Below are 18,927 nucleotides of genomic sequence, written 5' to 3' on the forward strand. Positions count from 1 at the left end.
GAAAAAATATGTTAGATTTAGCGATCATCGGAGGCGGTCCTGCCGGACTTAGCGCGGGACTTTACGCCACTAGAGGCGGACTAAAAAACGTCGTAATGTTTGAAAAAGGAATGCCCGGCGGCCAGATCACGAGCAGCTCCGAGATAGAAAACTATCCGGGTCAAAAAGCGCCCGGCGAGAGCGGCATCGACTTCATGAGTACGTGGGTCGCGCAGTGCACGCATTTTGGCCTAAAGCACGAAATGGCGGGCGTCGAGCGCGTGGTAAAAAACTCTGATGGCAGCTTCACGGTCAAGCTTGAAGGCGGCAAAGAAGAGCAGGCCAAAGCAGTCATCGTAGCCACCGGCTCCACTCCGCGCCGCGCGGGCTTTGCGGGCGAGGACGAGTTTTTTGGCAGAGGCGTGAGCACCTGCGCGACCTGCGACGGATTTTTCTATAAAAACAAAGAAGTCGCAGTTCTAGGCGGCGGCGACACGGCGATCGAGGAGGCCCTATATCTAGCCAACATCTGCTCGCGCGTTTACGTCATCCACCGCAGAGACGAGTTTCGCGCCGCTCCGGTGACGCTAGAAAAGGCTCGCGCTAACGCCAAAATCGAGTTTATCACAAGCGCTACGATCAAGCAAGCTTACGGCGACAAAGCAGGCCTAGCAGGCCTAATCATAAACACCAAAGATGGCGAGCGCGATCTAAAAGTGCCGGGCGTTTTCGTATTCGTCGGGCTTAACGTAAACAACGACGTCCTTCGCCAAGAAAATGGCGAGTTCTTGTGCGATATGGAGGCTGGCGGCCAAGTGAGCGTCGATCTAAAAATGCAAACTAGCGTGCCTGGACTATTTGCCGCGGGCGACATCAGAAAAGACGCGCCAAAACAAGTTATCGTAGCCGCAGGAGACGGCGCAGTAGCGGCCCTTAGCGCGCTTAGCTACATCGAGAGCCTGCACTAAGATTTGTCAAATTTAGCCGAGTTTTTCGGCTAAATTTCTCTTTTTACTTCAAATTTTCTCAAATTTACCGAGTTTTGCTTTGTCCTTTCAAATTTAGTCAAATTTGCCTTGATTTAAATTTCACCGCATTTTTCAAATTTACAGCCCCCAAATTCACTCAAATTTAACCGCCTTTTGGCTAAGATTTTGCAAATTTAGTCATGAGCAAAAAGGATCAAATGTGCAAACCTTTTTTAAATTTCTATTCACCCTCGCAGCCTTTGCCGCCATCCTCTTTTATCTTTCGTTTTTGGGAGTTAAATTTGGATCAAGCTCTATGCCGACGGGTTTTACTATCACGCCGGACACTAAAATAGACCCAAACTCCGAGCTAGCTAAATACGTAACGCAAGAGGAGATAGAGGCGTTTGGATTTGGAGTTAGAGATATCGTTTGCGATAAAGAGAAAAACGCTACGCTCGTGCCTTTAAGGGCAGCTCTTGATAGAAAAGATACCGATTTCGTAGTTAAATTTATAAAAGACAACAACCTAAGCGTAGACGTTAGCATGAGAGACAAAAGAACTCCGCTGATGTACAGCTCTTTTAGAAACGACGTAAATACCTTTAACGCTTTACTAAATTTAGGAGCCGACATAAGGGCTAAAGATAGATTCGGCTTGTCTTCTATGGCTTATGCTATTATGCTAAACTCCGTTGATACGGCTAGGATTCTACTAGAAAAAGGGGTTAAATTTGAAGAGGTAGAGTATGTATCTCCTCATATCCATACTAATAGATATTATGACTCTTCTAGGTTTGATTCTATAATAATAAACGATGACGATAATATAACCATACGCTACAAATACGATCAGGGGCGTCCAGAGACGGATCTAAACAATCCGCAATGCGTAGAGTCGAGCACTAGATATAAATCGGATCCGTTTTTCTACGTAGTAAATAGAAATCTGCCTCAGATGGCCGAGCTAATGCTAAGCACGGGGTATAAACCCAGAGAGTTTGAAATGGGTATCGGACTAGAAGGTATAAAAGACGAAGAGAAAAACAGGCCGTTAAAGCTAAGCGGCTGGGCATATCTAGGCAACTACGAAAACTACGAGCCCATGCTTGATGTCTTTATAAAATACGACCTTCCCAATGCCCCGACTAAGGAACAGTTAAAGGAGGCGTATGAGGTGTGCTATGACAACTATTTGCATTACAAAGGCAACTGGATAGACGGGTATATGATAAATAACAAAAGACCTTTTTACGTCGATATGGCTATAAAAAATTTAGAAAAATATTGCACCGATCCAAGCGGAACTTTTCAAGACGCGAGATCGTTTATAGCTTGGGCAAACGAGCAAAACAAAGTGGATGCCATATATAGCATGAGAAGGGCAAACAGATTGTCGTATATCGATAATAGAACAAACAATAAGAAACTAAAAATAAATCAATAATCAAGGAATAAAGAATGTTAGAATCAAACAACGCAAACCAAAGCCGATAGATCCAAAAATGATAGAAGAATTTGACAAAGATATAAATTTCTACAAACAACACTGTCCCGACGAAAATGCAACGTTTAAAGACATTAGAACTTTCATAAAATGGGCAAACGAAAGAAAAAGGCGATATGAGATAGAGGTATTTATAGATAAATACGAAAAAAATCCAAACAAGGTGATTTACATAGATGGCAACCGAAGTAAATCTAGCCCAAGCTCAAATTTGAAGTAAAATAATCTCGGCGTAAAGGCGAAGCCAAAATATAAATTCGGACGAATGAAATTTGAGCTCGCGGCGGGCGTAAAATTAAATTTAAGCAGGCGAAATTTGACGAGACCGTCCGTAAATTTTGCCCGTAAAATTTTAAATTTAACAGTCCTTAGTCAAATCTAAAGCCAAATTTTACTCGTCGCCCGGGCGACAAATCAAATTTACCGCCGAGGCTTAAATTTACTTCGCCGCGGCGGGATCATTTACGCTTATCACGACATTTTTCTCGTCCAGATAGAGCTTCGCCGCGTCTTTTACGTCCTGCTCGGTGAGCGCATTTACCGCGTTTTCGTACTCGTCAAGGCTTAAAATCTCATCGCCGAAAACCAGCTCGCGCATGAGCGCGCGCGTCCAAAACTCGCCCTGAACGTAGGATTGGCGCATTTTTACGAGCGCAGATTTTTTGAAATTTTGCAGATAGCGCTTGACGTCCGCGCCGCCTTTTAGCTCGGCGACGTTTGATTTTATCTCGCCTAGCACGGCGTTTACGTTATCAGGCGCAGCCGTAAAACCAAAATGCGCGGTGAAGCTTTTGTACGGGTATTTTGCGAGATTCATATGCACGCCCAGGCCGTAGACCTGCCCGCGGTCCTCGCGCACGTCCTCGCGCAACATCATCGAAAGCACCGCAGATAGGGCGTTTACGCGCAGTAACTCCGGGCGCGAATACTTCACGTTTTCGTTTTTCATTATCATCGCGGCGTCGCTTCGCTGCGTGGTTTGGTAGCTTCGCTTAAACTCCCGTTCGCCCAAAATCGTCCTTACGCCGTCATCTACGAAGTTTTCACGCTGTGTGCGCGCGGGTAAATTTGTAAGATATTTTTGTAAAAGCGGCTCGACCGCAGTCAAATTTAGATCGCCGACCACGATAAAATCATACGAAGCCGCGTTGGTGAATTTCTCTTTTACTATCTTTTTTACGTCGTTCATCTGCAGCTCGTTTATATCCGCGGCCTCGAGCGGGTTTGTTCGCGGGTTGTTTTCGTAGAAAAATCTCGCAAATTCGTCGCTAAATTTCCGCTCGGGCAGATTTTTGGTTTTTTCCAGCTGCTCAAGCTCGTTTATTTTCGTCTTTTTTAGCGCGTTTTCGTCAAATCTAGGCTCGCTAAACTCCAAAAACAGTGCGCGCAAAAGCCACTCAAAGTCCGCACTCGCCGAGCTTGCGCTGTATCCTTGCGAAAGCTGATCGATAAATTTGCTATAGCTTAGCTGCTTGCCGCTTAGGATTTTAGCCAGATCGTAGTTGCTAAACTCCCCTACCCCGCTCTCGTTTGAGACCTCTACAGCTAGCGCGCCCTGCTTTGGTTTGGCCAAATTTGACGTGCCGCCGCGGCTAACCGCGCTTAGCCAGACGACGTCTTTTTTTGTTTTTACCTCCTTAAATGCGACGCGCGCGCCGTTTGGCAGCTCGTAAATATAAAAATCAAGCTTCTCGTTATGCTTTTTCGAGACGAAATTTTTAGGCTTTAACGCTCCGTAGTCGAAAAGCTCGCTCTTTGCTTGATTTGAAGCTAGCGTATCGTACGGCTTTGCCTCCGCCCAAATTTGATCAAATTTAGCCTCGTTTAGCTTCGCTCCTTTGGCGCTAATTACGTTTAAAATTTTTGCGTCGATACCGAGTATCCGCCTAAATTCGGCGTTTACCTCCTCAAGGCTAATGTCCTCAAGCAGCGCCAAGGTAACGTCGCGCAAGTCCTTGTCGCCTAGCAGCACGCCGCCGATCCTAGTCGTCTCCTCGATATTTGCCGCGACCGCGCTCGAGCGCTTGTTACCCGCTTGCAGATAGGAGTTTTTGGCCGAGTTTATAAAATCTTTTTTCGCGCTTTCAAAGTCCGCCCGGCTAAAGCCGAATTTTTCTACGCCCTTTAAAACGCTCGCCAGATCGCTAAGCGCGCCGCTAAAATCATCCTCGACGGCGTTTATCTCAAAGGCGTAAAGCACGTTTTGGTCTTCGATTATCGGCGAGTAAAATCGCCCGCGCAGGGCTAAATTTCGCTGCTCGTATATCATCGCGACGAGGTCTGAGACGTAGTTGGCAAGCAAATTTTGCCTGAGCCTTTGGATCTCGCCGTCAAATTTATACTTTTGCGCGAAGATCAAATTTATAGAGTTTAGCCCGATCTCTGCCGAGTCGTAGTTGTTTACGCTAAAGCCGCTTTTTATAGGGATAGTTTTATCGGGGCTTGCGTAGTCGTTCGTGTTTTTAGCGGAGCTAAAGCTTTGCTTTATCATCTCCTCGATGCGCTTTTTATCAAAGTCGCCGACTGCGATAAATTTCATAAATCTAGGCTGATAGGTCCTGCCGTAAAAGCCCTTTATCGTCGCTACGTCGACGTTTTTTACGATATTCATATCGCCGATGGGCGACCTTTTGGCGTAGATACTATCGCCATAAAGCTCGGGCACGCGGTTTTTGATGTAAAATCTATACGCGGGCGTGTTTCTGGCGCGCTCTTCTTCGATGATGATACCGCGCTCTTTATCCAGCTCGGCCGCGTCAAAGCTCACGCCGTCGATCCAGTCACGAAAAACGCGAAAAACGTCCTTTAAATTTTGCTCGTTTACGTGGATTTCTAGCAGATAGCTAGTCTGGTCGTAGCTAGTCTGCGCGTTTAGATCAGCGCCAAATGCCACTCCGAGGCTCTCTAGCTTTTTAACTAGCTCGTTTTTGTTAAACTCGCGGCTGCCGTTAAACGCCATGTGCTCGGTAAAGTGCGCAAGTCCCAGCTCGTTTTCGCGCTCGTCGGTCGAGCCGATGTTTACGACTAGGTAAAAATAGGCCGAATTTGCGGGCTGCTTGTTTTCCTTGACGTAGTATTTTAGGCCGTTGGCTAGCTCGCCGCTGATGATGGCGGGGTCTTGGGTCAAATTTAGCTTTTGCGAGTTTTTATCGTTCGCCGTCAAATTTAACGCGCTCAAATTTGCGTCCGCCTGCCGCGTTTTAGCTGACTCTGCTACCAGTGCTTGTTTAGCAAAAACGCTCGCCGCAAAAACGGCTAGAAATAAAAATAAAATTTTCCTCATCGTCGTCCTTTAAATTTAAAAAGCCGATTATATAGCGCGATTTTTAATATTTTTGCCCGCGCGCGGCGAAGACGGCGGCCGTGCTAAATTTATTTTTTATAAAATTTATGCTAAATTTAGCCCAAATTTTAAAGGATAAATTTTGGTAAAAATAGGAATCCACGGCGCAAGCGGCAAAATGGGACGCATGATCATAGAGTGCCTAAAAAACGAGCCAAACGCAAAACTTAGCGCGGCCTATACGATAGAGCCGCTTGATTTTGCGTTGCCCCAGGGCGTCATCCTCACGGACAAATTTGACGAGCTTTTCGCAAACTGCGACGTCATTATAGATTTTACGATCAAAGAGGGTGCGATAAATCTGCTAAACTACGCCCGCACCGACCCAAAACCGCTAGTCATCGGCACGACGGGTCTTGGCGAGGACGGCGCAAGCCTGCTAAAGCTAGCAAGCGCGGCGATGCCGATACTTTACGCCACCAATATGAGCCTTGGCGTCGCGGTTTTAAACCGCTTAGCGGCGCTAGCTTCAAAGGCTTTGCGCGAATTTGACGCCGAGATCGTCGAGCAGCACCACAGGCACAAAAAAGACGCTCCAAGCGGCACTGCGCTAACGCTTGGCGAGCGCGTAGCGGAGGCTAGAGGGCTAAATCTAAAAGACGTTTTGGTGACCGGTAGAGACGGGCTAGTCGGAGCTCGCAGCAAGGACGAGATCGCGATCCTAGCGGTGCGAGGCGGCGATGTCGTGGGCAGGCATACGGTCGGATTTTACAACGACGGCGAGTTTATCGAGCTAAATCACACCGCAACTAGCCGCGCGACCTTTGCTAAAGGCGCGATAAAGGCGGCTATTTGGGTTGCCGGGCAGCAAAGCGGGTTGTACGGGATAGATGATTGTCTTGGGCTGTGATAATAAGCGGCTTGGCTTTTTCTACTTACTTTGCGTTGAAATTTAATTTTCAAGTTCGGCAACCCGCGCGGTTAGCCTACGCTTAAAAATTAAATTTCGCCTTAATTAAGCGAAAAATCCTTCGCCTTATCGTTTTACGTTCAAATTTTGATAATTAAATTTTAGCATGAGAGGCAAAGTATCGCGAGATGATTTTTGAGGTTGCGTAGAAATTCTCGTCCAAGACTAGACATGTAGTCTGTCGCAGGGCGAAAATTTCAAGCTCCGCAAAAAGCACTCGCGAGACGCCCCTAAAAAAGGAAAAAAATGTGCGCGATAGTTGGAGTGATTAATTCTAAAGATGCGGCAAAAACGGCATATTATGCGCTATTTGCCATGCAACACCGAGGCCAGGAAGCAAGCGGCATCAGCGCATGCGAAAACGGCCGTATAGAGACCGTCAAAGGCCGCGGGCTAGTTACCGAAGTCTTTGACAAGACGAACCTCGAGAGCCTAAAAGGCGATATGGCGATCGGCCATAACCGCTACGCCACCGCAGGCAAAAACTCCGCCGCCGATGCCCAGCCCATCGCCGCAAACTACTCGTTAGGCCAAGTCTCTATCGTGCACAACGGCAACCTCGTAAACAAAGACGAAGTCCGCAACGCGCTAATCGCCGAAGGCGCAATATTTCAGAGCAATATGGATACCGAAAATATCGTGCATCTCATCGCTAGAAGTCGCAGCGAACATCTACAAGACCGCATCGTAGCGGCGCTAAAACAGATCAAAGGCGCCTACTGCCTACTCATCCAGTCGCGCCATAAAGTCTTTGCCATCCGCGACCGCTGGGGCGTGAGACCGCTCTCGCTAGGACGCCTAAAAGACGGCGGCTACATCGTAGCTAGCGAGACGTGCGCGTTTGATTTGGTGGGCGCGACCTTTATCCGCGACGTGGAGCCCGGCGAGATGCTGGTTTTTGAGCAAGGCAAAAGCGAGTTTGAGAGCGTACGCCTTTTTGAGGCAGAGCCTAGAATTTGCGCGTTTGAGTATATTTATTTTGCGCGCCCAGATAGCGTCATCGAGGGCAAAAGCGTCTATGAAGTACGCAAAAAAATGGGCGAAACGCTAGCTAAAAAAAGCAAGATTAGCGCGGACTTCGTCGTGCCGGTACCTGATAGCGGTGTGCCTGCGGCGCTAGGCTACGCAAACGCTAGCGGGATACCGTTTGAGCTAGCTATCGTGCGCAACCACTACGTCGGCCGCACCTTCATTGAGCCGACGCAAGAGATGCGCAACCTCAAGGTAAAACTCAAGCTAAACCCGATGGCAAGCCTACTCAAAGGCAAAAGCGTAGTCGTCGTGGACGATAGCATCGTACGCGGCACGACCTCTAAGAAGATCGTCGAACTGCTACGCCACGCGGGAGCGAGAGAGATACACTTTAAAGTCGCTTGCCCCGAGCTAAAATACCCTGAGCGCTACGGCATCGACACTCCGAGCTTCGAGGAGCTAATCAGCGCAAACAAAACGCCTAAGGAGGTGTGCGAATTTATCGGCGCGGACAGTCTTGAGTTTTTGGACGTAGATGAGCTAGTTAGCAGTATCGGCAGCGAGCGCAAGTACTCGCTGGTTAGCTTTGACGGGGATTATTTTATCAAGTAAATTCGGCATTTGTCGTTTCAAATTTTATTTTGGCGAATTTGAACTCGCCAAATTTGAGCGGCAAAACCCGCACTTTGAAAATGCGAATTTTTGTTTTTGGCGCTCTTGCCTCAAATTTGGATTTTTGTTGATTTAAATTTGGTAAATTTGTACCCAAAAATCGTAAATTTAAATTTTAAAATTTGACTTTTGGGTGCGCTACTGCGCAAAAATGAAAATATTTTATCAATATATAAGCAAACGTTGAATATAATTGCGAACTTTAACGTCACGGTAGCTCAGCTGGTTAGAGCGCTGGTCTCATAAGCCGGAGGTCGGGAGTTCAAGTCTCCCCCGTGACACCAACGAAAAACCTCTCAAAAATCCCTAAAATACGACATTTCATCAAATACAATCATCACAAAACGGTTAAGCATAAAAGCTTTAAATTTGTCAAATCGTCAAAGTTTTGACAAAAGATAGGGCACAGTTTGGGGCACACTAAAACCGCCTATTTTCAAGACCAATCAACAATATCTTTTTGCCGTTAGGGCACACTCAAATTGTTTTTATAAGTCTGTTTTAAACGGATTTATAAAAGTAATTAGCCGCGCTACACCGCCAAGGCTCTATTTTTTGCCTCGACTACCGCCCCTGTTGCCGGCAGAGTTTCTTTCGGCTTGTCTTTGTCTACTTTTCTCCCCGCGGCTCGTTTTGCCGTAGCCGGTCTTTGCCCCTAGATTTTTGCCCTTGCCCGACGTTCCGCCTTTAGCCGCGTCTTGTGCGGTCTTTTGCCTACCCAGCTCGTCTGCTAGCTGTTTTTGAGCGTTAGGGTCCGTCTTCGCCCCGCCAAACCCCAGTAGTCCGCCGGCTTCCGTCCAGTTTCCCACCTTGGTGTTTGCAAAGCTCCAGCCCCCGCTTTTGTTTTTTGACGGGCTTATCCCGCCCATTCCCTTGCCGCCTCTTGATTGCGCCATTCTTGCTTTTTCCGCCCATTCCATAGAGCTTGTTTTATTTGACGTTTGGGCACCGTCACCGTTTATGCTCGTCTGTGCGTTTTGCAGAGCTTGCGCGAGAGCGGCGCTTACGTCTACGCTAGGAGCGGTTACGGTTGTATTTAGTTGGTACGAAAAGCTATTTTGCACCTCTTGTAGGCTCTGAGTCAGCGCGCCTCTTAGTTCGCTCGCCCAGCCGTAGTTTTCCTGTTTAGTATAGCCGAAATTTAAACCGCCAAAACCAAGCCCTACGCCTAAATTAAATTGCGGGTTATATCCTAATCTAGGCACGCCGTAAATTCTGCCGACTTCTACTACGTCCGTTCTTACTACGCTAGACGGCCTCGTTTTATCGACGTAAAGGAATTTCTTATCTTGCAATCTATACCCTACTACGTCGCCTTTTTTATTTTCAAGTTCAACGTGGCTATCTAGCACCCCAAATTTCTCCTTAAAAAATTCTCCAAATCCAAGCGCCCTGTCATAATACGGCGCACCGTCCGCATCAAATCCTTGCAACTCCCCGCCAAATCCGAAATGATTATCAAGCCCCGCTATTACCTCCGTTATTTCATCGACGATCGTTCCTATGGCAAGGCTTAGCCCAAACATCCCTAGCAGTGACGGAGCCGTGCCTAATGCCCGCAATCCGTAGCTTAGCGCGCTTTGCGTGAGCGTATTTTTTAACTCGCCTAGCAAAGCCTCGCCGATATTGGCGGTATTAAATTCCCCGTTTACTATCCCGTCATAAAGCATACCCGCCGCTATTTGACCAAATACTCCGCCAAACGTTCGCCCCAGAGTTTGCGCGGCTTTCTCAAAGACGCTATCGGTAGCCATCTCGCGAACAAAATCTCTAAAATTCTTATTTATATCGCCTGCACCCGCGATACCTCGCCCTAGATTTTGTCCCCGCTCGCTCTGCCTTATCTGCGTTTTACGCTCTTTTGCGTGGTTTGCCGTTATCTCGCTCGCGCTTGATATTAGTTTAGCCGCGCTTTCTTTGTCCTCTCGCAAGATCAAAATCTGCATAGGCATCAGCACGAATTCCGCAAAGTCCTCGTTTAGTTCGAGTAAGCCGGCGGTCAAAGAAAAGGCTTGGTTGATAAAAAAGCTTCTTAAATCGGGAGTGGGTAAATTTAAGGCATTATAGCCGTAGCCGCCTGCGTAATATCCGTCAAACAGCCCGCCGGCCATAAAATCATAAACCCCGCCCGTATCGGGGTTGGTAACGTTTAGATAGTCAAAGTTGGTGTAGTTCACTTCCTTTTTTCCATATCAAATTTCGCAGGCTTGCCAAGTCCCGGCAGATCCTCTTTGACTAGCCCAAAAAGCATATCAAAAAAGACCTTCGTCATATCCGCGGGCACTATCATTCCGCCCGCTTGGTTTTCAGAGATAAACCCGCCTAGCGTAGACGTGGCTTTGATTACACGATTGTCTTTTACCTGCCTATCTATCGCCTCTTTTTGACTTTTAGCCAGTTCGGTCTCGTCTTTTAGCTTTTTTATTTGCGCGTCTACTAGCTCGTTTTGTTTTTTTAGCCCTGTTAGCCTATCGTTCATCCCGCGCTCTAGCTCCTCGTTTCTTAGCCGCGCGCTTTTAGTCTGCTCTTTTAAGCCGTTCATTTCCTCGTCGAAGGTTAGTTCGCGGTAGGTTAGCTCCATCGCCTGCGCCATCGCCTGCGCGGTGTAGCCCATAGTTAGGTTTGCCAGCAGCTCGCTTATGTGCTTAGCGCGGAGTTCGTTTGAGATGTTGTATTTATCGTATTGCTCGTTTAGATATTCCAGCGTCTTTTGATACGGGGTATTCGCCGCCGTAGTTTCGGTCAGCAAGTCCCCAAAATTAGCTATGTATTTATCCGTGAAGTTCATCTTATCGCTCTTTCTCTATTTAGCCGCGTGAGCTTAAAATTTATCAAATCCGTATCGTCATCCGTTTTTTCAGATAGCGCGGCGAGGTCTTTTTTCACGCCGCTAACGCCAGCGCTTAGCCCCTCAAATTTTGCCTCTAGCCCCGCTATTTTGCTATTTATGGCGACTACGTTATCACTCACTGCAGCTATTGCGGCGTTTGCGGAGTTAACCGCGGCTATTAGCGCGGCTTCTTGTTCGGGCGTCATTTCGCGCCGCCTAAAATTTCATTGAGTTTTTGGGCGCAAAGGATTATCATCTGTCTTAGCTCCTGCGCGCTCACATCGGTTAGCTCCCCGCTTACGGTCGGAAATTTCACGCTCGGCGCGCCTGATATTTCAGCCGATTTTAGAGCGATCATCATCCTTGTTTGGCTCGCCTCGTCTGCGGGGAAAATTTTACTGCCGATTTCTATCTCCAAATTTGCGAGCTTGCGCGTTCTTTCTCGGTCGCGTTCGCTTTCTAGCATTTCTGCGCTTTTGCTTAGAGAGCCGTTTTCAAATTTATATCCCATTGGGTTATCTGTACCTAAATTATCTATTACGGAGGCTAGCACGCTAAAGTAATGCGGGTGTTCTTCGCTGCCTTGCCCCACGATGATTTTGGTATCTTTTTCTAGGTAATAATACATTTGCCCTCCTATCTTAAGGCTTCTTGATTTAGATAAAGCATTATCGCCGCGGTATTTGGCGGCATAACGAACGAGCCGTGAAAACTGCCGTAACCGTTGCGGCCTAAAAAGCTAACCCCGCTTTTGCTGCCGTCTGAATTTCCCCAAAGCACTATGCAGGCGTTCGAGCTTGAGCTGAAATTGGCGTATATCGTCTTGTTGCTTGATGCGTTATTTTCGTATCGCTCTATTTTGATTATCGTGTTGGTTTGCTTTAGCTGGTCAAAGCTCACGTCCGCGCCGAATTTTATCTTGCCGCCCGATATTTCAAACGGCGTTAAGCTTCTTAGGCTATCGGTTATCCTGAAGTTATCGGCGTTTATCTCAAATTTAGACTGCTGATTGCTGCCGTCGCCGTAGCTCCAGCCCGTTATCCTTCCTCTGCTATCGGTTACGACCGATTTTACGCGCGCGGCGTAATCTCTAGCTTGCGTAGCGATAGTCGAGGCATTGTCTATTTTTACGTTTTGTCCGCTTACGGACGCGCTTAGCCTGCTTAGATCGCTTGTTATAGAGCTTGTTTTACCGTCTACGGCGCTATTTATCTTAGTCTCCACGTTCCTCATTATCTGCGTAGAGAGATTATCGGCGTTAGGCAAAGTAGCCTTTAGCTCCTCGAATTTTTGCGCCAAAGCCTCGTCTTTGCTAGCGTAGCTCTGTTTTAATTCGTTTATGCTAGATGTTATTTCGCCGAATTTCGCGTTTATCTGTTTGATAGCCTGCGCTAGCGCTTCGTTGTCCGTGGTTACGGCGACGTCCTTGTTCGTAACGATAGCTTGTATCTTGTCGTTTACGGCCTTTACTTCGGTTTTTAGCTCTTTTATGTCCTTAATGACGCCTTTGAGCTTATCGCGTAAATTAACGTTATCAAAGGTGTACTCTTTCTTTAGGTAATCCTCGATAATCTTTTCAAGCTCGGTTAGGTGATCCCATACGTTTACGTCTCCGCCGCTTCCGCTACCCGCGTTACCGCCGCTATTATTATTCCCCCCGTTATTTCCGCCGTTGCCGCCCGTATTTGGACGCACCGCCCAATAATCAGGCACCAAATTAGCCCTCATATCCGCTCCTTTTACTAATTTCGCTTTACCGCGCAAAACGCAGTATTTGTCGTTATTTTTGTTTCTTATCCATACGCTATACGCGTGCCAAACGCCGCCGTAGCCGTATATGTCGCTGATGTCGTTTTTGAAAAACCCGCTAGGCGCGTTTTGCCATATTTCGCTACCGCACCGCACCAATATCTCGTTTCCTCTGATCGCGCCTACGCCCGTGGCGTAAAAACCGACGTCGTTTTCGGTATTCGTAAAAGCGACAAATACGTCGTCGTACTCGGGATTAAATCTTATCTCCTCGCCGTTTTCGCCAGTGTATGCCGCTTGCAGGGTAAACGCGCTATCTATGATAAAGGTTTTGTCGTAGTATAAGTTCATTACTAGCCTTTATTAATGATCTCCACGCTTAATTCTTTCCCTCTTGCTAGTCTCAAAAATTCTGCCAGCATCGCTTTGCTCTCTAGCACTCCCTCGTCGCACGCCTTGCGCCCTAGCAATATGCAGCCCTCCGTGTCTTTTGGATAATTGCCGGAGTGAATAAGGATAAAGCGATCTTTAGGTACGTTCTTATTATGTAGCAGGGGTAGGACTTTGCCAAATTTCGGACTTGTATGCCACGCTACGTCGTAAAGCCCCGCAGGTATTCTCTTGTCTTTCCCGCGCGCCGTAGTATCCTCGCCCGCGGGCTCTAGCGTATAGCCTTTTAGCACTACCTCGTTTCCCTCTATCAGCTCAAATTTACCGATTGTTCCGTCACTGATGTCTTTATAGCGTTTTACTATTAGCTTCATTTTGTCTCCTTTCTTTAAATTTCACCCTTTCTCTATGTTCTCCGGTCTTGCCTATATTAAAGCTCTCCACCGGGCGATGATAGCCCATAACGCGGGTATACACCACGCATTTAGTGCGCTTTGTTCGTAGAGCGTCTAAGATTTCGTTATCGCTCATCGCTTCCCCACTCGTCAAATTTGTTTCCCCCCATAGTTTCTATCTTTTTTTCTACGGCTTTATCTATCATCGCAGTCGCCCACTCCGCCCCTCTCCACGCAAAAAATCCGCCGACGGCTAGCGAAAACTTTGGCGCTTGCGTAAAATAAAACGTAGCCTCATAGGCTAGCCAGCATACAAACATCGAGCTTGCCGTGCCTACTAACGCGTTTATGAGCCTTTGCGCGCCCTTTTTCTTGCTATTTGCTAGATTTAGCAGTCCGCCTACTAGCCCCACCAAAATAACCCAAAAATAAAGCCCTATCTCCTCTATTACGTTGTCCATTATTGTCCTCTTACATCGTGACTAGCCACATTAGCAAGATTGACAAAACGATCTCGATAACAGCTTTTTTGCTTAGCCAAAATTTCTTAGCTTTAATTACCAGCTCGCTCATCCACGCATCCTTTCAAAAGCCTATCCGCCGCTACGGCGTACTCCATAAGCTCTTTAAACGTCTGCGGATCGTTTGGGTCGTATTCGGGCGGCGTAGGCAAATCCTCGCGCTTTATGCAAGCTACGGGCGTTTTTACCTCTTGATACTCCGTACGGACGATGACTTGCGGCTCTTTGCCCGCGCACCCGGCTAGCATTAGCGTGCAAACTAGCACGCATAAGGTTTGAGTATTTCTCATCTTTCCCCCTTAAATGCCTTAGCCGCTACGCTCGCCGTATCCTCGTAAAATTTCAGTTTTTCTTGACACTGCGCGTCTTTAGCGGGCGCGGCTAGTTTTTCAAATCTCGCTTTTGCTTGTTTGGCTTCTTTGATGGCGTTTTGCTTTTTTGTCTCCAACGCTTCAAATTTAGCGTTTTGCAAATCTATACGCAGGTTACACTCGGAAAGATTTGCAGCCGAGATTTGCAAATTTGCTTCTTTTATAGCGAGTTCTTTTTGTGCCTGGGCAAGCCCGGCTTTTGCGTCCTCGACGTCGCTCTTTAATTTCCAAATTTCAACCCCAAGCCCCAGCATTACGCCCACAAGAGCGCCGATTACGATCAGCCAAAGTTTGTTCGCGATTAGGAAATTCATCACGCTCCTTTCAGCAAATTTATTGCGATGACGGCGAGCAAGATAGTAGCTGCGATCAGTGCGAATTTCTTTGTTGACGGTTTCATTGTTTTATCCTCTTTACGGGATTGATCGCCCAAACCGTTTGTAGTATCTTTTTATCATTCTCGTCCATATACGTATGCTTGTTATCCTCGCGCATACCTACGACGTCCATCAACTTCCAGCCTAAATAAATCCTACAATACCATTTAGACTGCCCGTAGCGTATCTCGCGGTAATACCCGAAACGCTCGCGTCCGTCTTTCATCTTGCAGGTCACTAGGCAAAAGGTAGATTTTTGCCCTTTGTTGTAGGTCGCTAGCGTATCGCCGATCGCGCGCACGCTGTTTGCGTCTATGTCCTCGACTCTGACGCCCAGATACTTTGCGCTGAAATTTCCTATGCGGTTTCTGTACAACCAGCAAAGGCGCGCCCAGTACGTCCTATTCTTGCCGTTTGGGAAATGCTCGCCCCTCCAGCCGTCGTCTCCGTTGATGCCGTAGTCCGGGTCGTCAAACCACGCCGCCCATTTGGGCAAATTTTCGCTTTTTTCGTCGCAGGCTAGCAATGCTATCGGCACGATGAAAAAGTGCAAAATTTCGACGGGGATTTCAACCGCGAAATTACGCGCTACGGTTAGTTTTTGTTTTATGGTTAGGTTCATCTTAGTATCCGTATTTGATTTTACTCTCGCCGATAGAGTTAGCTAGGTTTTGCCTGCTTGCGCTATCGTAATAATGACTTATGCTAACCCAGCTAGGGTTCGAGTTTAAAAAGTTATTCGCGCCGATATTCCTTAACGCGTTCATACGGTAAGAGCTTATCCTATCCACGTTACAAAAAGACCCGGAACCCGAAATCGTTTCCAGCTTTTCAAACGTTACCCCTCCCGATAAAGGAGCGCGTACGCCGTTAGGAAAAATCGTCGTTATATCGCTAAAACATCTATTGCTTACTTGCGTTAATTCCGGCGCTACTATCTTTGTTAGCGTATTAGAATTAAAGCAACCCGATATAGTCTGCGTTTTTGGCATATTTAACTCTTTTAAATTTCCTCCTAGATTATTAAAACAGTTAGCCCCCAGCGTCTGCAAGGAGCTTAGATTTAACATCCCGTCCGTGCAAACGGCTCCGAAAGACGGCGCATCGTTAAAATTATTAGACCCGATGTTTTCTACTTTGCTAAAGTCTAGTCTGTTTTTATGGTAGCCGGGATTTTGGACGTAGTTTTTATAGCTTGAGGTAAAATTCGCGGGGATATTTTTACCCCACGTTATTTTCATTATTCCTCCCTCGTTTGCTATCGTCGTATGCTCGGGATACGGCGCGCTTACGCTACCGAAAAAAAACGCTCCTTTTAACATTACTGCGCCTTTATAAACGAGATTAGGATTTTATTATCCGTCGGTCGCACGAAATAGCTAAAAAATACGTATCCTTGGCTATACGTCGCCTCGGCGGGATTAAGGATAACAAAGTCGTCCGAAAATCCCGTCACGCCGCTTGCGTTGCTTATATACACTAGACCACTTTGTCCGCCGCTTCGCATGCTAGCTTTTATTTGCCCGCTTATGTTCTGGGCGGTAAAATTTACTCCCGTACTAAAATCTATCGTGTTGCCGTAAAAGTTTTTAGCCGCCGTATACACGCTTAGTTCGCTCTTGCTAGCATAAGAGCTTAGCTGTGATTTTAGGGCGTAGTTTGCCTTTTCCGAGTTATATGTCGCAGCGTCTAGCTTCGCGTTTAGCTCTGTTTTATTAGCCAAATTTGCAGTCTTTGCCGTTATTAGCTCATTTGCTCTGGTTTCGCCTATCTTTGCATTTAGCTCCTCTTTAGTAGCTAGCGTAGAAACGTCCGCGGCCTCGCTTTTTTTAGCAAAGGTATCCTCTATCTTTTTACTAGAAAACGTTTTATTCTCCGCCGCGGTCGTATCGTCGATAGGCGATGATACGGATTTTAGCGCGTCCTCTATCCTGGTTTTTAGCGCGGCTAACTCCGCGTATTTGCTCTCAAAGTTAGACTTAATTTGTTCAAACTCCTCCGCTTTCCTAGCTAGCGAGGCGTTAAAGGTTTGAGCTTTTATGTCTATCTCGTCTTTGGCGGCCTTACCTACGCGCTCTACGTCGGCCGCTAACGGCTCTAGGTCGTTTTTAGCTTTTTCGATTAACTCTTTTGATTTTGCTACATCGCTCTCTAACCCTTGCATCTTCTGTGCTAGATAGCGAAACTCGCGTAGCTCGCTTACGTCTATGCTTTTTACGGCAGCCTCTAGGTCTTTGATTTGAGATAGTAGAAATTTTAGCGCTTCTAGTTTTTCCGCGCCCATTTTTAGTTCGTATATGCTTGTCATTTGATTAGTCCGCTTTCTTTGATAGTTTTCGTCGTATTTGCAAAGAATTCGCCCGCCTCTTTAAAAAAGGCTAGCAAATCGACCGTAGCTAAAACCCGCGCACTTAAGATCGCGGGAAACAAATCTCTATTCATAGCCCGTACTCCTTTCCGTAGTTGGCGTTGTAGTCCGCGATGATTTCAAGGGCTAGCGTGCGATAGTAAGTATCTTGATTTAGTAAAAACGCCACTTCGTTAATGACGGCGTACATAAGCGTCTCGTCTATCATAAGATGTTCGTCGGGGTCGTTAAAATTCGGACGATCGGGGTAGGTCAAAAATGCGTTTTGGTCCACGTTTCGATATACCCGCTCGTTGCTCTCTATGCTACGCAAAAGCTCGTTTGGTATGCATTTATTCGCCACGTATAGCATAGCCTCGAAAAACACGTCGCTTAACGTTTCGTCATCGGGGACTTTCTTATCCCCGACGCACTTGAATTTCAAGATTTTTTTTGCATCTTGGCAGCGCATTTTTACGCCTTTAGTCCGACTCCGATCGCAAATGCGTCGGCATTTCTAACTTCTAGGCAGCCTTCGGTGTAGTATCTCTTTTGTATAGCCGTTTTTGACGTAGTAACGTCTTTTAGCTCCGTCGGCACGAGCAGGCCGTTTTTCATATACTCAAAATCCCCCGCGATAAGCACGTCGCCTAGTCCGAATTTTTGAGACAAGAAGCGGTGTAGCCTAAAATTTACTTTACCAAAATCGGTGTCTAGGCTAACTACGCTAGAGTTTATGGCTTTTTCGTTACCGAATTGCCTAGTAGCGAAGCGATTTATCGCAGGTTTTAACCCCGCGCCCACGAATACGTCCTTAGGTTTTCCGCCCGCATCCCAGATATTTTGAAGCAGGTTTGATAGTATCTCCTCGGTTAGCTGCGTCTCGGTTCCGCTCCAGTTGTTCGTGCTATCAAAAGCTACCACGTTTCCTCTTTTGCCGCCGCTCCAGCTAGCAGCGCCTTTGGCGACGTAGTAAAACAAGCCCGCCATTTCGCCCGCCGTCGTATCGGTTCTTACTGCAGGCGGCATAAATACGGATTGTTTTGCGTTTGCGTGGCGACCTAGCCCAAATAGCGCATACTCCATATCCAGTTTATGCTCTTTGGCTCTTTTCGTTACCTCGCGCTGGAGTTCTTTGCCGCCGTACGTAGCCACGGCTTGCATACTTCTTGACACGCTAACGGGCGAAGTGAAGATTTGCGTTGCGTTTGACGTTTTTTGAACGGTGCTTTTTCTCGTATCGTCAAAGTCGCTGATCTCTAGTTGCGCGTTCTTTTTCGGTGCCGCTAGCGTATCGGTTAGCCAGCTATGCTCTATGCCTTTGACTTCAGACGTACCGATCATACTTAGTATCGGCGTTTCGTCCGGTCCTATTAAAATGATTTTGTCATAGACCGAAGGTTTTAGCCCTTCTCTTGAGGTTGCGGGGGTTTGATAACCCGTAGTAGTGATTGCCATAATTGCTCCTTTTCGTATGGTTTAGAGCGATTATCGCGTAGGTGGCAGTGTCAAATCTACCTAGTTTTGGGGCATATTGGAGATAAATAGTGTCAAAATATACACAATTTGGGGAAAATCGGAAAAATTTTATTAAAT

At 46.9% G+C, this 18,927-nt stretch carries 22 protein-coding genes and 1 tRNA gene; 6 read left to right on the forward strand and 17 right to left on the reverse strand.

What is annotated here, in order from left to right; genetic code table 11:
- The first annotated feature begins 8 nt into the window (after positions 1-8).
- From Q0218_RS00105 to Q0218_RS00115, 3 genes are all read left to right on the forward strand, one after another.
- A complete protein-coding gene (locus Q0218_RS00105) occupies positions 9-947 on the forward strand; it encodes an FAD-dependent oxidoreductase (RefSeq protein WP_297965148.1) in 939 nt (312 codons plus the stop codon).
- Positions 948-1,167: 220 nt separating this feature from the next.
- Positions 1,168-2,394 (forward strand): ankyrin repeat domain-containing protein, encoded by a 1,227-nt coding sequence (locus tag Q0218_RS00110; RefSeq protein ID WP_297965150.1) that lies wholly within the window; start codon positions 1,168-1,170, stop codon positions 2,392-2,394.
- A 58-nt stretch (positions 2,395-2,452) separates the two neighbouring features.
- A complete protein-coding gene (locus Q0218_RS00115) occupies positions 2,453-2,674 on the forward strand; it encodes a hypothetical protein (protein WP_297965152.1) in 222 nt (73 codons plus the stop codon).
- A 219-nt stretch (positions 2,675-2,893) separates the two neighbouring features.
- On the opposite strand, the gene Q0218_RS00120 is transcribed toward Q0218_RS00115, so the two are convergent.
- Positions 2,894-5,737, reverse strand: coding sequence for a M16 family metallopeptidase (locus Q0218_RS00120; RefSeq protein ID WP_297965154.1), 2,844 nt, complete (start codon positions 5,735-5,737; stop codon positions 2,894-2,896).
- 142 nt (positions 5,738-5,879) lie between these two features.
- On the opposite strand from Q0218_RS00120, the gene dapB reads away from it, so the two are divergent.
- The 3 genes from dapB (at position 5,880) to Q0218_RS00135 (ending at position 8,635) form a co-directional block, all read left to right on the forward strand.
- Entirely contained in the window at positions 5,880-6,647 is a 768-nt protein-coding gene (gene dapB, locus Q0218_RS00125; protein ID WP_297965155.1) for a 4-hydroxy-tetrahydrodipicolinate reductase, read from the forward strand.
- A gap of 306 nt (positions 6,648-6,953) precedes the next feature.
- Positions 6,954-8,291 (forward strand): amidophosphoribosyltransferase, encoded by a 1,338-nt coding sequence (gene purF / locus Q0218_RS00130; RefSeq protein ID WP_297965157.1) that lies wholly within the window; start codon positions 6,954-6,956, stop codon positions 8,289-8,291.
- Positions 8,292-8,558: 267 nt separating this feature from the next.
- Positions 8,559-8,635, forward strand: a tRNA-Met gene (locus Q0218_RS00135).
- 264 nt (positions 8,636-8,899) lie between these two features.
- Here Q0218_RS00135 and Q0218_RS00140 read toward each other — a convergent pair.
- The 16 genes from Q0218_RS00140 to Q0218_RS00215 all read right to left on the reverse strand — a co-directional run bounded on the left by Q0218_RS00140 (position 8,900) and on the right by Q0218_RS00215 (position 18,789).
- Complete coding sequence (locus Q0218_RS00140; protein WP_297965159.1) at positions 8,900-10,528, reverse strand: hypothetical protein; 1,629 nt, start codon at positions 10,526-10,528, stop codon at positions 8,900-8,902.
- The gene (locus tag Q0218_RS00145) at positions 10,525-11,139 is read right to left on the reverse strand and encodes a hypothetical protein (RefSeq protein ID WP_297965161.1); all 615 of its coding nucleotides are present in this window, start codon (positions 11,137-11,139) and stop codon (positions 10,525-10,527) included. Before Q0218_RS00145 ends, Q0218_RS00140 begins: the two co-directional genes overlap by 4 nt.
- A complete protein-coding gene (locus Q0218_RS00150) occupies positions 11,136-11,387 on the reverse strand; it encodes a hypothetical protein (protein WP_297965163.1) in 252 nt (83 codons plus the stop codon). Before Q0218_RS00150 ends, Q0218_RS00145 begins: the two co-directional genes overlap by 4 nt.
- Entirely contained in the window at positions 11,384-11,809 is a 426-nt protein-coding gene (locus Q0218_RS00155; protein ID WP_297965165.1) for a hypothetical protein, read from the reverse strand. The genes Q0218_RS00150 and Q0218_RS00155 overlap by 4 nt, the downstream gene beginning before the upstream one ends.
- An 8-nt stretch (positions 11,810-11,817) precedes the next feature.
- Positions 11,818-13,281: a hypothetical protein gene (locus Q0218_RS00160; protein WP_297965167.1), complete on the reverse strand. Its 1,464-nt coding sequence runs from the start codon at positions 13,279-13,281 to the stop codon at positions 11,818-11,820.
- A 2-nt stretch (positions 13,282-13,283) separates the two neighbouring features.
- On the reverse strand, positions 13,284-13,694 hold the full coding sequence (locus tag Q0218_RS00165; RefSeq protein ID WP_297965169.1) for a DUF5675 family protein: 411 nt from the start codon (positions 13,692-13,694) through the stop codon (positions 13,284-13,286).
- A complete protein-coding gene (gene nrdD / locus Q0218_RS00170; RefSeq protein WP_297965171.1) occupies positions 13,669-13,851 on the reverse strand; it encodes an anaerobic ribonucleoside-triphosphate reductase in 183 nt (60 codons plus the stop codon). The genes Q0218_RS00165 and nrdD overlap by 26 nt, the downstream gene beginning before the upstream one ends.
- On the reverse strand, positions 13,841-14,176 hold the full coding sequence (locus tag Q0218_RS00175) for a phage holin family protein (protein ID WP_297965173.1): 336 nt from the start codon (positions 14,174-14,176) through the stop codon (positions 13,841-13,843). The genes nrdD and Q0218_RS00175 overlap by 11 nt, the downstream gene beginning before the upstream one ends.
- 92 nt (positions 14,177-14,268) lie before the next feature.
- The gene (locus tag Q0218_RS00180) at positions 14,269-14,526 is read right to left on the reverse strand and encodes a hypothetical protein (RefSeq protein WP_297965174.1); all 258 of its coding nucleotides are present in this window, start codon (positions 14,524-14,526) and stop codon (positions 14,269-14,271) included.
- Positions 14,523-14,921, reverse strand: a complete 399-nt coding sequence (locus tag Q0218_RS00185; protein WP_297965176.1) for a hypothetical protein — start codon at positions 14,919-14,921, stop codon at positions 14,523-14,525. Before Q0218_RS00185 ends, Q0218_RS00180 begins: the two co-directional genes overlap by 4 nt.
- Positions 14,922-15,003: 82 nt before the next feature.
- Complete coding sequence (locus Q0218_RS00190; RefSeq protein WP_297965178.1) at positions 15,004-15,606, reverse strand: hypothetical protein; 603 nt, start codon at positions 15,604-15,606, stop codon at positions 15,004-15,006.
- 1 nt (position 15,607) lies between these two features.
- Positions 15,608-16,306: a hypothetical protein gene (locus Q0218_RS00195; RefSeq protein WP_297965180.1), complete on the reverse strand. Its 699-nt coding sequence runs from the start codon at positions 16,304-16,306 to the stop codon at positions 15,608-15,610.
- The gene (locus tag Q0218_RS00200) at positions 16,306-17,292 is read right to left on the reverse strand and encodes a hypothetical protein (RefSeq protein ID WP_297965182.1); all 987 of its coding nucleotides are present in this window, start codon (positions 17,290-17,292) and stop codon (positions 16,306-16,308) included. The genes Q0218_RS00195 and Q0218_RS00200 overlap by 1 nt, the downstream gene beginning before the upstream one ends.
- The gene (locus Q0218_RS00205) at positions 17,289-17,426 is read right to left on the reverse strand and encodes a hypothetical protein (protein ID WP_297965184.1); all 138 of its coding nucleotides are present in this window, start codon (positions 17,424-17,426) and stop codon (positions 17,289-17,291) included. The genes Q0218_RS00200 and Q0218_RS00205 overlap by 4 nt, the downstream gene beginning before the upstream one ends.
- On the reverse strand, positions 17,423-17,803 hold the full coding sequence (locus Q0218_RS00210) for a hypothetical protein (protein ID WP_297965186.1): 381 nt from the start codon (positions 17,801-17,803) through the stop codon (positions 17,423-17,425). Before Q0218_RS00210 ends, Q0218_RS00205 begins: the two co-directional genes overlap by 4 nt.
- A gap of 2 nt (positions 17,804-17,805) precedes the next feature.
- Positions 17,806-18,789, reverse strand: coding sequence for a DUF5309 family protein (locus tag Q0218_RS00215; RefSeq protein WP_297965187.1), 984 nt, complete (start codon positions 18,787-18,789; stop codon positions 17,806-17,808).
- Positions 18,790-18,927 lie beyond the last annotated feature (138 nt).

Origin of the sequence: uncultured Campylobacter sp. (genome assembly GCF_938039245.1) — a bacterium.
In the GTDB taxonomy this organism is placed as follows: Bacteria; Campylobacterota; Campylobacteria; order Campylobacterales; family Campylobacteraceae; genus Campylobacter_A.